14 protein-coding genes and 1 riboswitch are annotated in these 13239 nt (G+C 60.3%); of the genes, 7 read left to right on the top strand and 7 right to left on the bottom strand.

Features of this window, described 5'->3' with window-relative positions:
- Window positions 1-5 precede the first annotated feature (5 nt).
- The 3 genes from QSK43_RS11790 to QSK43_RS11780 are packed head-to-tail and all read right to left on the bottom strand — an operon-like array spanning window position 6 to window position 2351.
- Window positions 6-914: an amino acid--[acyl-carrier-protein] ligase gene (locus QSK43_RS11790; protein ID WP_332303597.1), complete on the bottom strand. Its 909-nt coding sequence runs from the start codon at window positions 912-914 to the stop codon at window positions 6-8.
- Window positions 915-918: 4 nt separating this feature from the next.
- Entirely contained in the window at window positions 919-2100 is a 1182-nt protein-coding gene (locus tag QSK43_RS11785; RefSeq protein WP_332303596.1) for an acyl-CoA dehydrogenase family protein, read from the bottom strand.
- Window positions 2100-2351, bottom strand: coding sequence for an acyl carrier protein (locus QSK43_RS11780; RefSeq protein WP_332303595.1), 252 nt, complete (start codon window positions 2349-2351; stop codon window positions 2100-2102). The genes QSK43_RS11785 and QSK43_RS11780 overlap by 1 nt, the downstream gene beginning before the upstream one ends.
- Window positions 2352-2533: 182 nt before the next feature.
- A riboswitch (TPP riboswitch) is annotated at window positions 2534-2645 on the top strand.
- A gap of 95 nt (window positions 2646-2740) precedes the next feature.
- Here QSK43_RS11780 and thiC point away from each other — a divergent pair.
- The 6 genes from thiC to QSK43_RS11750 are packed head-to-tail and all read left to right on the top strand — an operon-like array spanning window position 2741 to window position 7978.
- Entirely contained in the window at window positions 2741-4564 is a 1824-nt protein-coding gene (thiC, locus tag QSK43_RS11775; protein WP_332303594.1) for a phosphomethylpyrimidine synthase ThiC, read from the top strand.
- A gap of 1 nt (window position 4565) precedes the next feature.
- Entirely contained in the window at window positions 4566-5570 is a 1005-nt protein-coding gene (gene thiO / locus QSK43_RS11770; RefSeq protein WP_332303593.1) for a glycine oxidase ThiO, read from the top strand.
- Window positions 5539-5736 (top strand): sulfur carrier protein ThiS, encoded by a 198-nt coding sequence (gene thiS / locus QSK43_RS11765; RefSeq protein ID WP_332303592.1) that lies wholly within the window; start codon window positions 5539-5541, stop codon window positions 5734-5736. The genes thiO and thiS overlap by 32 nt, the downstream gene beginning before the upstream one ends.
- Window positions 5737-5740: 4 nt before the next feature.
- Entirely contained in the window at window positions 5741-6514 is a 774-nt protein-coding gene (locus QSK43_RS11760) for a thiazole synthase (protein ID WP_332303591.1), read from the top strand.
- Window positions 6515-6574: 60 nt separating this feature from the next.
- Window positions 6575-7579 (top strand): P1 family peptidase, encoded by a 1005-nt coding sequence (locus tag QSK43_RS11755; protein ID WP_332303590.1) that lies wholly within the window; start codon window positions 6575-6577, stop codon window positions 7577-7579.
- A gap of 3 nt (window positions 7580-7582) precedes the next feature.
- Window positions 7583-7978: a winged helix-turn-helix domain-containing protein gene (locus tag QSK43_RS11750; protein WP_332303589.1), complete on the top strand. Its 396-nt coding sequence runs from the start codon at window positions 7583-7585 to the stop codon at window positions 7976-7978.
- On the opposite strand, the gene modC is transcribed toward QSK43_RS11750, so the two are convergent.
- The 4 genes from modC to QSK43_RS11730 form a co-directional block, all read right to left on the bottom strand.
- On the bottom strand, window positions 7947-9023 hold the full coding sequence (gene modC, locus QSK43_RS11745; protein WP_332303588.1) for a molybdenum ABC transporter ATP-binding protein: 1077 nt from the start codon (window positions 9021-9023) through the stop codon (window positions 7947-7949). The two genes, QSK43_RS11750 and modC, sit on opposite strands and share 32 nt — an antisense overlap.
- Complete coding sequence (modB, locus tag QSK43_RS11740; protein ID WP_332303587.1) at window positions 9020-9727, bottom strand: molybdate ABC transporter permease subunit; 708 nt, start codon at window positions 9725-9727, stop codon at window positions 9020-9022. The genes modC and modB overlap by 4 nt, the downstream gene beginning before the upstream one ends.
- Window positions 9728-9781: 54 nt before the next feature.
- On the bottom strand, window positions 9782-10573 hold the full coding sequence (gene modA, locus QSK43_RS11735) for a molybdate ABC transporter substrate-binding protein (protein ID WP_332303586.1): 792 nt from the start codon (window positions 10571-10573) through the stop codon (window positions 9782-9784).
- A 322-nt stretch (window positions 10574-10895) separates the two neighbouring features.
- Window positions 10896-12179, bottom strand: a complete 1284-nt coding sequence (locus tag QSK43_RS11730) for an NAD(P)/FAD-dependent oxidoreductase (RefSeq protein ID WP_332303585.1) — start codon at window positions 12177-12179, stop codon at window positions 10896-10898.
- Between the two features lie 130 nt (window positions 12180-12309).
- Here QSK43_RS11730 and QSK43_RS11725 point away from each other — a divergent pair, with 130 nt between their 5' ends.
- Complete coding sequence (locus QSK43_RS11725) at window positions 12310-13221, top strand: LysR family transcriptional regulator (protein WP_332303584.1); 912 nt, start codon at window positions 12310-12312, stop codon at window positions 13219-13221.
- The last annotated feature ends 18 nt before the right edge of the window (window positions 13222-13239 follow it).

Below are 13239 nucleotides of genomic sequence, written 5' to 3'. Positions count from 1 at the left end.
AATGGTCAGCCCCAGAGCGTTTTCACAGCCTTAGCAGGCCATTTTTTCACATCCAGACCGTGATGCGCAAAGAGCGCCAGCGCAATGCGCTCAAGGCCGAAGCCGACGCAGGCGGTGTGCGCCACGTCGCCATTGTCCAGGTTCAGGTCCCATTTCTGGCCGAAGGCGTCCTGATGGTAATTGAAACTCATGCAGGCCGTCGGATTGGTGGCGGAGGTAACGGGGATCAGCAACTCGAACTTCAGATTCTGATCGCGCTGATTGTTGGCCAGCATCTTGCCGGCGCGGCCGAAGAAGGGATCGTTGGCCACATCGATCGTCACCTCGAGGCCTACTGCTTCCATCATCGCCACGCCGCGGTCCATCCATGTCTGTCGGAATTCGGTGACGTCGGCTTCCGTGCCCATGCGCACATATTCGCGCATGCGGAAAAGCTGCTGGCGCGCCGGGTCCTTGGAGGGTTCATGGCGGAAACAATAGGACTGGATATCGTAAAGCCCGCCGCCGGCGGGCAGGGCGCCGCGTTTGGCAATCGTCGGGTAAAGCGGGTAACAGGCCGCCGGCGTCAGCACGATGTCGGTGGCTTTCTGGTCCTTGGTCCAGTCCTCGCCCTCATCCATGGATTTCAACAGACTCACATGATCGAGTTCGCAGCCGCAGAATGAGTGGACCGTACCCGCCAGTTGCGGGAAGCTTTTCATGTAACCGCTCTTTTCGAAATAGGCACGGTTGATGCCCGGCGGAAAACGGATCGCTTCGGCGCCGTCAGCGCCGCCCGTGCGGTCGATCAGCCGTTCGAATGCGGCGATGACGTCCTCGAACTGGCCGCTGCGCCCATAAAGACCATCCACACCGGTTTCAATCAGCAGGCCTTCTTCGAACAGTCGATCGAGAAACGATGTTTGCATGTCCATGGTGTTATCCCAAAAGGCTGGTGTCCTGCCTGTGAACCAGCAGGAGATTGGCGGAATTGCCGAGAATGCGATCGTTGGAAATCATCAGGCGAGCGGAATGCGCGTCGCGAAGGTGCCTGCCAAGGCTATAGGGCGTACCGTTCTTGTAACCCATGATGCCGCAGATCAGCATGGCATGGTCGATAATCTCCAGAATGGTTTCCGAAGAGCAGATCTTCACATTGTTCATGGCGACCGCAAACGCCATGGACATCAGCTTGTCCGGATCGCTCTTGGTGTCCTCGTAAGCCTTGATGCCGGCGATGATGTTGGATTTGACCACCTGCAACTTGGTGGAAACTTCCGCAAGTCGGATCGCGCCGGGTGGAGCGACGCCGGGCGACTTGCGTGCCGCTGTTCTCACGAAGGACTGGGCGCGCAGCACGGCGTCGGACGCGATGCCGTACCAGACGGCGCTCCACAGGAGATGGGAGCTTGCAAGCATGGATTGCGCCGCGATTTCCGCAAATGGTTTGGGGAAGATTTGCGCCGCCGGCGCCTCGCCGCGGAACAGGAAGCCGTCCGAACAGGTGCCACGCATGCCGAGCGTGTCCCAGACATGGGTTTTTTCGAGCGTGTATTGATTTTTCAGGAATACGGTCATCACCTGATCGGCGGGCGCGGCATCCTTGTGAGCGCGCGAGGTGATGAGAATGGCATCCGCATTGCTGCCATAGGAAATGACGGTAGCGTCCTTTTCCAGCCGACAGAAATCGCCTTCGACTTCGATCGCGCAGATGGAGTTGCGCAGATTGCCGCCGATACCGCCTTCGGTGGTGGCCGAGCCGAGCAGAAGCTGTTCGTTGGCGATGCGGCTCATGAAACCCGCATGCCATGCGCTCGCCTCGCCATGTTCCACAAGGCTGGAGGCCTTGATGTGGTGCATGGCGAAAATCATTGCCGTTGCCGAACAGGCCTGGCCAAGCCGGGCGCAGATATCGGCGATTTGCTGTATGGATGCGCCTTCGCCGCCAAGGGAGGACGGGACTTGGATACCCAGCAAACGTTCCTGTTTCAGTGCGTTGACGGCTTCCCCAGGAAAGCGGCCGGTAACATCCACCTCATCCGTGTGTTTGGCGGCAATAGCCGCGACACGGCCTGCGCGCGCGGACAGCGTTTCATCCTGCGGCGCTACGGTCACATTCATCAGGCTGCCTCTTTACCATCCAGAATGAGCTTAACGGTGTCTTCAATGGCCTTGATGCTTGCAAAGGACTTACGGTTCAAGAGGTTGTCCGGGAATTCGATATCGAAAGCTTCCTCGATACCCAGCATCAATTGCACCGAAGCAAAGGAAGAAAGGCCTGCCGCATAAAGATCCGCTTCATTTGCAATCGTATCGACAGGGGGTGGAAGCTGGCCGAATTTTGCCAGTATTTCACGAATAGTCGCATTCATTCCGACGTATCTCCCACGAATTTCACATCAGGATGGTCTATGCTTATCGTTACGTTGCAAACGATAATATTCGCCTAAACCATTAGGTTAATTACAACTAACGGCAGCATGCGCCATCCGCGCATCTTTGCCAAGAGTTCATGGGCGCTCTTGACAAATGTCGGGCGGTGTTTTTTGCTGTGGCCATTCACCAGGGGTGTCCCGTCAAGGGGCTGAGATTCTGCTTTTATGCGCAGTGACCCGTTGAACCTGATCCAGTTCATACTGGCGTAGGGACGGTGCAAAGACCGAGGGTCGGATTGCGTGTTACGGGCGCTTGTCGACACGTCGGTATTTTCCATCATTCCGGCTCGAACTGGGTCTCCACTGTCAAACTTTGGAGCCTCATGATGAATATCGTTGCCAAGAATATCCCGCTTACTGTCACAACCGGGCCGCATCCCGCCTCCACGAAAATTCACAAGCCCGGAATATTGCATCCGCATATTCGCGTGCCGATGCGCGAAATCGCCGTCCACCCGACGGCGGGCGAACCACCGGTGACGGTCTATGATTCGTCGGGCCTCTATACCGATCCCATGCATGACGTTCTGATCGAAAAAGGCCTGCCGCGCCTGCGCCATACATGGGTTGTGGCGCGCGGCGATGTCGCGGCTTACGACGGGCGACACGTCAAGCCGGAGGATAACGGCTTTGCGACCGGCGAGCGCCTGACGCCCGAATTTTCCGTGCGCCACCAGCCACTCAAGGCCACGGCGGGCAAGGCCGTGACCCAGCTTGCCTATGCGCGGGCGGGTATCGTCACGCCGGAAATGGAATTCATCGCCATCCGGGAAAATCTCGGGCGTGAGGCGGCGAAAGAGACGCTGATCCGCGATGGCGAGAGTTTCGGTGCGCAGATTCCCGACTATGTGACGGCGGAATTCGTCCGTCAGGAAGTCGCATCGGGCCGCGCCATCATCCCCGCCAACATCAATCACCCGGAACTGGAGCCGATGATCATCGGCCGCAATTTCCTGGTGAAGATCAACGCCAATATCGGCAATTCCGCAGTCACCTCCTCCATGGCGGAAGAGGTGGAGAAGATGGTCTGGGCGATCCGCTGGGGCGCCGACACAGTCATGGACCTTTCGACCGGGCGCAACATCCACAATATCCGCGAATGGATCATCCGCAATTCACCGGTGCCGATCGGCACGGTGCCGCTTTACCAGGCACTGGAGAAGGTCAACGGCATTGCCGAGGATCTGAACTGGGAAGTGTTCCGCGATACGCTGATCGAACAGGCGGAGCAGGGCGTCGATTATTTCACCATCCACGCCGGCGTGCGGCTGCATTACATCCCGCTCACCGTCAACCGCGTCACCGGCATCGTCTCGCGCGGCGGTTCGATCATGGCGAAGTGGTGTCTGCATCATCACCGCGAAAGCTTCCTCTATGAGCATTTCGAGGAGATTTGCGACATCTGCCGGGCCTATGACGTTTCCTTCTCGCTGGGCGACGGTCTGCGGCCCGGCTCTATTGCCGATGCCAATGACGCGGCGCAATTTGCGGAATTGGAAACCTTGGGAGAATTGACGCAAATTGCCTGGGCAAAAGACTGCCAAGTCATGATCGAAGGCCCCGGCCACGTGCCGATGCACAAGATCAAGGAGAATATGGACAAGCAGTTGAAGACCTGCGGCGAGGCGCCCTTCTATACGCTCGGGCCGCTGACAACGGATATCGCGCCGGGTTACGACCATATCACCTCCGGCATTGGTGCCGCGATGATCGGCTGGTTCGGCACGGCGATGCTCTGCTACGTCACGCCGAAGGAACATCTCGGCCTGCCTGATCGTAACGATGTGAAGGTGGGTGTCATCACCTACAAGATTGCCGCCCATGCGGCCGATCTCGCCAAGGGTCATCCCGCCGCACAGGTGCGTGACGATGCGCTGTCACGCGCTCGCTTCGAGTTCCGTTGGGAGGACCAGTTCAACCTGTCGCTGGATCCAGAGACGGCGCGCTCCTTCCATGACGAGACCCTGCCGAAGGAGGCGCACAAGGTCGCGCATTTCTGCTCCATGTGCGGGCCGAAATTCTGCTCGATGCGGATTTCCCACGATATCCGCGCCGAGGCGCAGAAGGAGGGGCTGGAGGCCATGGCCGCGCGCTTCAAGGAAGGTGGCGAGCTTTATATGCCGCTCGCGGCCCCGGCAGACGGCCAGTAGCATGCGTGTTCTTGTCAAGGGAACGGGGGTCGCCGGTTTGACGGCGGCCTTCGAACTGGCGCGCAGCGGCGTGACTGTGGAGGTTTCGGAGCGCAATGCCGAAGCCTCGCGCGGCGCATCCTTTTATGCCGGCGGCATGCTGGCGCCCTGGTGTGAGCGTGAAAGCGCGGAAGAGCCGGTTTTGACGCTGGGTCAGACGGCGCTCGACTGGTGGGACGAAGCGACACCCGGCCTTGTCGTCCGAAACGGCACGCTGGTTGTCGCGCCTGCCCGTGACCGAGCGGAGCTTTCACGTTTCGCATCCAGAACCAGTGGATACCGTTGGGTGGATGAGTGCGAAATCGCCGCTCTGGAGCCCGATCTTGCCGGGCGGTTTCGCTCCGGGCTGTATTTTGCGGGCGAGGGGCATCTCGATCCGCGCCTTGCGCTGAAGTCGCTGCGTGAGCGGCTTTGCGGCATGGGTGTGCGGTTTCATATGGGCGTCCCGGTGGATGAACAGCCTTTCGACCGGGTGGTGGATTGCACTGGCCCTGCGGCGGTGGGTGTGGTGCCCAACCTCCGCGGCGTGCGGGGAGAAATGCTTTACCTCGCCACGTCAGAGGTTTCCCTGTCTCGCCCCGTCCGGCTGCTGCATCCGCGTATTCCGCTTTACATCGTGCCGCGCGAGCCCGGCCGTTTCATGGTGGGTGCGACGATGATCGAGACGGAGGATGCGGGGGCCATTTCCGCCCGCTCGATGATGGAGTTTCTGAATGCCGCCTATGCCGTGCATCCGGCCTTCGCGGAAGCTGAAATCATCGAAACCGGAACGGGCGTGCGCCCGGCCTATCCCGACAATCTGCCGAAAATCACGCAAGAGGGTCGAAACGTCTTCATCAACGGCGCGTACCGGCACGGCTTCCTGCTGTCGCCGGCTATGGCGCGGCAGGCGGCTGAAATCGTCTGCCAAAATCTCTCTGGAAAGGAGCAGGATCATGAAACTTCTGGTGAATGGCGACGAGCTTGATCTCGTCACCGAGACACTGGCGGGCCTGCTCGCCAGCCTCGATTACGAGGGCGACTGGCTGGCGACGGCGGTCAATGGTGATCTGGTGCATTCGGAAGCGCGCGCCGATTATCAATTGAAGGCGTTCGACCGGGTCGAAATCCTCTCCCCGATGCAGGGAGGTTGAGGCCATGCTGACGCTTTATGGCCGTGAGGTTTCGTCCCGCCTTCTGCTGGGTACGGCGCGTTATCCGTCTCCCGCCGTGCTTGCCGATGCGGTGCGGGCCAGCAATACGGATATTCTGACGATTTCGCTGCGCCGGGAAACGGCGGGCGGCAAGAAGGGCGGCCAGTTTTTCGAGCTGATCCGCGAGCTGGATCGTTACATCCTGCCGAATACGGCCGGTTGCCATACAGTGAAAGAAGCGGTGCTGACTGCGAAGATGGCGCGTGAGGTTTTTCACACCAACTGGATCAAGCTGGAGGTCATCGGCCATCACGACACGTTGCAGCCCGATGTCTTTGCGCTTGTCGAGGCGGCGAAAATTCTCACCGACGATGGTTTCGAGGTCTTTCCCTATACGACGGACGATCTTGTCGTCGCTGAAAAGCTGCTGGATGCCGGCTGTAAGGTGCTGATGCCCTGGTGCGCGCCGATCGGCAGCGCCATGGGGCCGCTCAACCTGACGGCGCTGAAATCGATGCGGGCGCGTTTTCCTGACGTGCCGCTGATCGTCGATGCCGGTATCGGCCGGCCCTCGCATGCGGTGACAGTGATGGAGCTTGGTTACGATGCCGTTCTGCTCAACACGGCGGTTGCCGGCGCGGGCGACCCGGTCGGCATGGCGGAGGCTTTCGCCCGTGCCATAGAGGCTGGTCATCAGGCTTATCAGGCCGGACCACTGGAACCGAGGGATATGGCCATTCCCTCTACACCAGTGATTGGCACGGCGGTGTTTTCGTGATTCACCTTTTGCGTTGACAGTACCCGGTGGCGGCGGGATACCGGAAGAAAGGGGAACGGCATGGCGGCACGCAACAATCTTCTGACGGATATCGACGGCGTTTCGGTTGGCAATGTGACCGATCTCGCACTCGGCTCCGGCGTCACGACAATCGTTTTCGAAAAGCCCGCTGTCGCCTCCGGCTCGGTCCTCGGCGGGGCGCCCGGCGGTCGTGATACCGGCCTGCTTGATCCGGCAATGACGGTGGAAACGGTGGATGCATTCGTACTGTCAGGCGGTTCGGCCTTCGGGCTGGATGCGGCGGGCGGCGTTCAGGCTGGGCTTCGCGAAATCGGGCGCGGCCTGCAAGTCGGTTCCACCCGCGTCCCCATCGTGCCGCAGGCGATCCTGATGGATCTGTTGAATGGCGGCGATAAGGACTGGGGTCTGCATTCCCCCTATCGCGAGATGGGATATGCGGCTTTCAGGGCGGCGCGTGCCGAGCCTTTCGAGCTTGGAACGGTCGGTGCGGGAACGGGGGCGACGACCGCCACCTTCAAGGGCGGGCTCGGTTCGGCAAGCGCTGTCAGCTCCGGCGGCTACAAGGTGGCGGCCATCGTCGCCGTCAATGCGCTCGGTTCCGCAACTGTCGGAACCAGCCGCCATTTCTGGTCCGCGCCTTTTGAAATGCAGAGCGAGTTCGGTGGTTGCGGTTTTCCCGCCCGTTTCACGGCGGATGATACGGCGCTACGTCTGAAGGGCGTGACCCTGACGGCGACGACCATCGGTGCGGTGGTGACAGATGCAGTCCTCACCAAAGCACAGGCGCATCGCCTTTCCATCATGGCGCATGACGGGTTGGCGCGCGCCGTGCTGCCGGCCCACTTGCCGAGCGACGGCGACACCATGTTTGCGGCTGCGACCGGCGAGAAGCCGCTTGAGGGCGGCGTTCATTTCGCGGAACTCTGCCATCTCGCCACCATCGTGATGGCGCGCGCGGTGGCGCGTGGCGTCTACGAGGCGACGGCCCTGCCGGTGGAAGGTGCGCAGAAGGCCTATCGTGATCTTCATGGCCGGGGCCTTTGAACGATGAGCGAGACACGTCCGCCACTGAACCCGGTTCTCCGTATCGATTTTCCACCCGGAGAGCGTCTCGGGCACGGCAAGATCGAATTGATGGAACTGATAGTCGAGACCGGATCGATCTCGGCCGCCGGGCGGGCGATGGACATGTCCTATCGTCGTGCATGGCTGCTCGTGGATGCGCTGAACCATATGTTCAGGCAGCCGGTGATCGAATCGCAGCGGGGCGGCAAGCAGGGTGGCGGCGCTGCGCTAACGACATTCGGCATTGAATTGCTGGAACGTTATCGCGGCATGGAAAGGCGGATGAACGAGGTCCTGCGTCAGGATATCGACTGGCTGGAGGCCAACCGTAATCCGGATGCCGCCTTCAATAGGGATCGAGAGCCGCCGACTTTATGATCGCATGCACCGGCCTTCCGGGCTCCAGCTGAAGACGTTCGCGCGACAGATCGGTGATGCGCGACTGGATGAGATCGCCGCCGCAATCCACCTGAATGATGACCATCCCATCTGCGCTGGCTGAGATGCCGGCAATATGACCTTCGAGAATATTGAGCGCGCTCAGGCCTTCCGGCTTTGTCGTGGCGAGCATGACATCGCGCGCCGGTATCAGCACGCGCGCGGGTGTGCCGGGCGCTGCTTTTTTTGCCGGAACCTGCAGCAGTGCCGAGCTGAGCCTTACGGCGGCAAGCCCGTGCCGTTCATCGAAGCTTTCGATGTGGCCGGAAAGGATGCTGCCCGCTTCGCGCCGTTCGAGATGGCCGCTGAAGTCCGGCCGCGACAGCACGTCGGCCGCCTTTCCCTGCGCCTCCACCTTGCCGTCCTTCATCACCACGATGCGGTCGGCGAGGCGGGCTACTTCCTGAATGGAGTGGCTGACATAGACAATCGGGATTTTCGTCTCGTCGCGCAGCCGTTCGAGATAGGGAATGATCTCGGCCTTTCGTTCCTCGTCCAGCGAGGCGAGCGGTTCATCCATCAAGAGCAGCCTGGGTGAAGACAGAAGTGCGCGGCCGATGGCGACGCGCTGTTTTTCTCCGCCGGAAAGCTTGTCGGGGCGACGTTGCAAAAGATGGCCAATGCCCAGCATGTCGACGATGCGGTTTTCATCCGCTCCTGCCGCCTTTTCCATGGCGAACCATTTGCCGTAGTTCAGGTTCTGGGCCACGCTGAGATGGGGAAACAGCCGCGCTTCCTGAAAAACATAGCCGAAATAGCGTTTATGTGCGGGCAGGAATAGTCGTTTTTGGCTATCGGCCAGCAATTTGCCATCCAGCGAGACCTGTCCTTCATCCGGTCGCAACAGACCCGCGATGATGCGGATCATCGAGGTCTTGCCGGATCCGGAGCGTCCGAAAAGTGCTGTGACGCCACCTTCGGAGGTAAAGGATGCATCGAGTTCGAAGGGGCCGAGGCGGTGGCGGGTGGTGACTGAAAGCGTCATTCCATGCTCACCCGTTTTCCGATGATGCGGGCCAGAAACTCCGAGACGAGCAAAGCGAGCATGGAAATCACGACGGAAACGATGGTCAGCCGCAATGCACCGGCATCGCCGCCGGGAACCTGTGTGAAGGTGTAGATGGCGGCGGACAGCGTCTGGGTCTCGCCGGGAATATTGGACACGAAAGTGATGGTCGCACCGAATTCGCCCATGGCCTTGGCGAAAGCGAGGATCATGCCCGCGATGATGCCGGGCAGGGCCAGGGGCAGGGTGACGGTCAAGAACACCCATAGCGGGCTTGCGCCCAACGTTCCCGCCGCTTCTTCGAGCTTGCGGTCCACCGCTTCGATGGAGAGGCGGATGGAGCGGACCATCAGGGGAAACGCCATGACGGCGCAGGCGAGCGCGGCCCCTGTCCAGCGAAAGGAAAAGACGATGCCGAACCAGCTATCGAGAAATTGGCCGATAGCGCCCCTGCGGCCGAAGAGGACGAGCAGCAGAAAGCCGGTGACGACGGGCGGCAGGATGAGCGGCAGGTGGACGATGCCATTGAGCAACGACTTGCCCCAGAAGCGGCCGCGTGCCAGCGCCATGGCCACCAGAATGCCGAAGGGCAGGCTGAAGAGCATGGCAATGGAGGACACCCACAGGCTGAGCCTGATTGCCATCCATTCTTCAGGGCTGAGTGTCCACCAATGCAAAGCCATATCTCGCTATCGTCATCTCTTTCGGCCCCAGATCGGAGGCCCGCGATGCGCAGTTTATTTCAAAACGGTAAAGCCTTGCTTTTCAAAGAAGGGGGCCGCCTTTTCGGACTTCAGAAAGTCCAGATAGGATTTTGCCGCCGGCGATTTCGCCTCGGAGAGAATGGCGACCGGATAGATGATCGGCGGATGGCTGTCTTCCGGGAAGGTGCCGACGATCTTGACGCCGGGATCGGCAGCGGCGTCGGTCTGATAGACGATGCCATAGGGTGCTTCGCCGCGCGATACGAGCAGCAGGGCGGCGCGCACGCTTTCCGCGCCGGCGACTTTCTTCTCTACGGAGGGCCAGATGCCCAATTTCTCCAGCGCCGCCTTGCCGTATTTGCCGGCGGGAACGGAATCGACCGCGCCCATGGCGAGGCGACCGTCGCCCACCAGCCCGGCAAGATCGAAGCCCTTTTTAATGTCGACCGGTTTCGCCTTGTCGGCCGGGGCGACGAGAACGATGCGGTTGCCGAGCAGATTGGAGCGGCTTTCAGCCTCGATCAGTTTCTTGTCGGCAACATAGTCCATCCAGGCGAGGTCGGCGGAAATGAAGATATCCGCCGGCGCACCCTGCTCGATCTGTTTGGCGAGGGCGGAGCTTGCGGCGTAGGACACGGTTGCATCATTGCCGCTTTCCTTTGCCCATTCGGCATTGATGGCATCAAGCGCGTTTTTCATGCTCGCGGCGGCAAAGATCGTGATTTTTTCGGCGGCATGGGCGGGAACGGCCGCGAGGGACGCCGCCACCCAGAAGGATGTAGCCGCGGCGATGGTTTTGAAGAAGGTGCGACGCAAGAGTCTCATGGTGTGTCCCCCGGTTCGAGATATTCTGATGAATATATCGATGCCTATAGAGCAATCATTATATTTTCAAGAATATATCGATGTGCTTGGAAAAAGCAGAGGCCTATGGGCGGATCAACTTGTGCGAAGCCGCTGAATTCAGGTTCCGTCACCCCGGACTAGATCCGGGGTCCAGCGCGACCAAGTCCTGATCGCGTGAGACTCTTTTCATGGCGCAGACGCGCCATGGCTGGATGCCGGGTCGAGCCCGGTATGACGGAGGGAGCTTTTCCGTCCACACCACTAACTTAAGCGTCTTCGATGGTAGTTTCTGCGTTTCTGATCAGAAGCGTTCACCGGCGAAATGCGCAATCTGCGCGCCCGCCTCATAATAGGCTTCCTTCACTGCACGGAAGGCCTGGGCTTTTGGTTCCGTCAGGGGCAGAGGCAACTCGTTTTCAGCGATATCGCCGAGAATATGGTGCGCAATCACCTTGCCGAAGGCCGTGCCGGGCGCGATGCCTCGGCCGTTATAGCCTGAAAAACCGACGACATTTTCTGCGAATTTATGGAAACGCGGCACGGCATTGTCGGTCATGCCGATCTGGCCGTACCATTCACATTCGAATTCCGTTTCGCCGAGTTGCGGGAAAAGCCGCCTCAGCGACCGTTTCGCCCAGGCCCGGTGAATGGCGGCACCCGGACCGCGCAAGGCGCCGACACTGCCGAAGACCAGCCGGCCTGCCTTGTCCATGCGGAACGACGATAGGATTTCTTTCGTATCCCAACAGCCTTCGCGGCCCGGCAGAATGCTCTTTTGCAGGTTGTCGCTGAGCGGTCTGGTGGCGAAGTTGAAATAGGGCAGGTAGGTCTGCTCATCGCGGACAATTTGCCATGGCCCGGTGCTGTAGGCTTCCGTGGCGACGACGATCCAGTTGGCGGTCACTGATCCCTGCGGCGTCTTGACCACCCATTTTCCGCCGACGCGTTCGGTCGCCACGACAGGGCTTGCGGTGTGCAAACGCGCGCCCGCCTTTTGCGCGGTGGCGGCCAGACCGCGAACATAGGCAAGCGGCTGGAGTGTGCCGGCGCGCGTGTCGAAAAGCGCGCCGGAATAGCCGGTGCTGCCGATGCGTCTTGCCGTTTCGTCGGCATCGAGAACGCGGACGGGCGCGCGCCGCGCAGCCCATTGTTCGCAGCGTTCGCGAATTTCGGCGAGGCCCTTTTCACCGACGGCGCAATGCAGCGTGCCGTTTTTTTCGATCTCGCAGGGGATTTCGTGTTTTTCGACCAGCTCACGCACGAGAAGCGGCGCGTCGCCCAGAAGGTCGAGAAGCCGTTCACCGTAAGTCTCACCCAGCACGCCGGGCAGCTCCTTCGGCATGACCCACATGCCGCCATTGATGAGACCGACATTGCGGCCTGCGCCGCCGAAGCCGATCTCCTTTGCTTCGAGAAGAACGACGTCCACGCCCTTTTCGGCAAGATGAAGGGCGGCGGATTGTCCGGTAAAACCGCCGCCGACAATCACCACATCGGCGACCGCAGCACCCTCCAGCGCCGGCGTTGCAGGCAGCTGCGGCGCGGTCTTTTCCCAGAGGCCGTGCGAGCGGGGGTCGTTATACATCGTTCCACCATGTTCCGGGCGAGTTCATTTGTTTTTCGTATGAGTGACAAGCCCTTGTTTATGAGACTTTACAAGCGGCCGTGCCTGTTGAATATCGACATATCGTCAAGAGTTCATTCCGTGAGGGAATATGGTTCTTCCGCCTCGCCGTTTTTTACCTTCGCTGTCTCTGCTTGCGGCTTTCGAAGCCGCCTCGCGCGCGGGCAGCGTGACAGCCGCTGCAAAAGAACTGGGGCTGACGCAGGGGGCTGTCAGCCGACAGATACTTGCGCTTGAAGAGCAGCTTGGTGTGGCACTGTTTCTGCGCGAGCGGCAGACGATCCGGCTGACCCGGGCTGGAGAGGGCTATGCGCGGGAAATCCGTGAGGCGTTGCGGCGCATATCGACGGCGTCGCTCAATCTGCGCGCCAATCCCGATGGTGGCACGCTCAATCTCGGTGTTCTGCCAAGCTTCGGTGCGCGCTGGCTTGTGCCGCGCCTTCCCGATTTCATCGCCCGACATCCGGGCATTTCGGTCAATCTTCTGACCCGTTCGTCGCTGTTTGATTTCCGCACCGATACCGTCGATGCGGCGATCCATTTCGGATTGCCGCATTGGCCCGGAACCGAGCTTGTGTTTCTGATGCATGAAAAAGTCGTTCCGGTGTGCAACCCGGCTTTCAAGGAGCGGTACGGACTTTCGCAGCCGGGCGATTTGCTGCATGTGCCGCTGCTGCATATGACGACCCGGCCGGATGCCTGGGAACAATGGTTTCGCAGCCATGATGTGCGTTTCGACAACGTACACGGCATGCTTTTCGATCAGTTCACGACGATTGCCGAGGCGGCGAGCGCCGGGGTAGGGGCATCGCTCATTCCATCCTTCATGATCGAGGAGGAGTTGCGAAGCGGTCGGCTTGTGGCGGCGGTCACGGGGGAGGTGGAGAGCGAAGAGGCCTATTATCTCGCCTGCATGCCTGATCGTGCCGGTTATGCTCCGCTTGAAAGTTTCCGAAGCTGGATCGTTTCTCAGGCCGCTATTCGGACAGGTGGTAACGGATGAGACTTTTCGGCGTAAACC

Source organism: Rhizobium sp. GR12 (assembly GCF_036596185.1).
GTDB lineage: Bacteria > Pseudomonadota > Alphaproteobacteria > Rhizobiales > Rhizobiaceae > Agrobacterium > Agrobacterium nepotum.
This window is presented reverse-complemented; position numbering and strand designations above follow the sequence as displayed.

What these genes read in the sequence shown, in the direction of transcription:
- QSK43_RS11790 (WP_332303597.1), bottom strand. Translation starts at nt 914, where the DNA reads ATGGACATGCAAACATCGTTTCTCGATCGACTGTTCGAAGAAGGCCTG.
- QSK43_RS11785 (WP_332303596.1), bottom strand. Translation starts at nt 2,100, where the DNA reads ATGAATGTGACCGTAGCGCCGCAGGATGAAACGCTGTCCGCGCGCGCA.
- QSK43_RS11780 (WP_332303595.1), bottom strand. Translation starts at nt 2,351, where the DNA reads ATGAATGCGACTATTCGTGAAATACTGGCAAAATTCGGCCAGCTTCCA.
- thiC (WP_332303594.1), top strand. Translation starts at nt 2,741, where the DNA reads ATGAATATCGTTGCCAAGAATATCCCGCTTACTGTCACAACCGGGCCG.
- thiO (WP_332303593.1), top strand. Translation starts at nt 4,566, where the DNA reads ATGCGTGTTCTTGTCAAGGGAACGGGGGTCGCCGGTTTGACGGCGGCC.
- thiS (WP_332303592.1), top strand. Translation starts at nt 5,539, where the DNA reads ATGAAACTTCTGGTGAATGGCGACGAGCTTGATCTCGTCACCGAGACA.
- QSK43_RS11760 (WP_332303591.1), top strand. Translation starts at nt 5,741, where the DNA reads ATGCTGACGCTTTATGGCCGTGAGGTTTCGTCCCGCCTTCTGCTGGGT.
- QSK43_RS11755 (WP_332303590.1), top strand. Translation starts at nt 6,575, where the DNA reads ATGGCGGCACGCAACAATCTTCTGACGGATATCGACGGCGTTTCGGTT.
- QSK43_RS11750 (WP_332303589.1), top strand. Translation starts at nt 7,583, where the DNA reads ATGAGCGAGACACGTCCGCCACTGAACCCGGTTCTCCGTATCGATTTT.
- modC (WP_332303588.1), bottom strand. Translation starts at nt 9,023, where the DNA reads ATGACGCTTTCAGTCACCACCCGCCACCGCCTCGGCCCCTTCGAACTC.
- modB (WP_332303587.1), bottom strand. Translation starts at nt 9,727, where the DNA reads ATGGCTTTGCATTGGTGGACACTCAGCCCTGAAGAATGGATGGCAATC.
- modA (WP_332303586.1), bottom strand. Translation starts at nt 10,573, where the DNA reads ATGAGACTCTTGCGTCGCACCTTCTTCAAAACCATCGCCGCGGCTACA.
- QSK43_RS11730 (WP_332303585.1), bottom strand. Translation starts at nt 12,179, where the DNA reads ATGTATAACGACCCCCGCTCGCACGGCCTCTGGGAAAAGACCGCGCCG.
- QSK43_RS11725 (WP_332303584.1), top strand. Translation starts at nt 12,310, where the DNA reads ATGGTTCTTCCGCCTCGCCGTTTTTTACCTTCGCTGTCTCTGCTTGCG.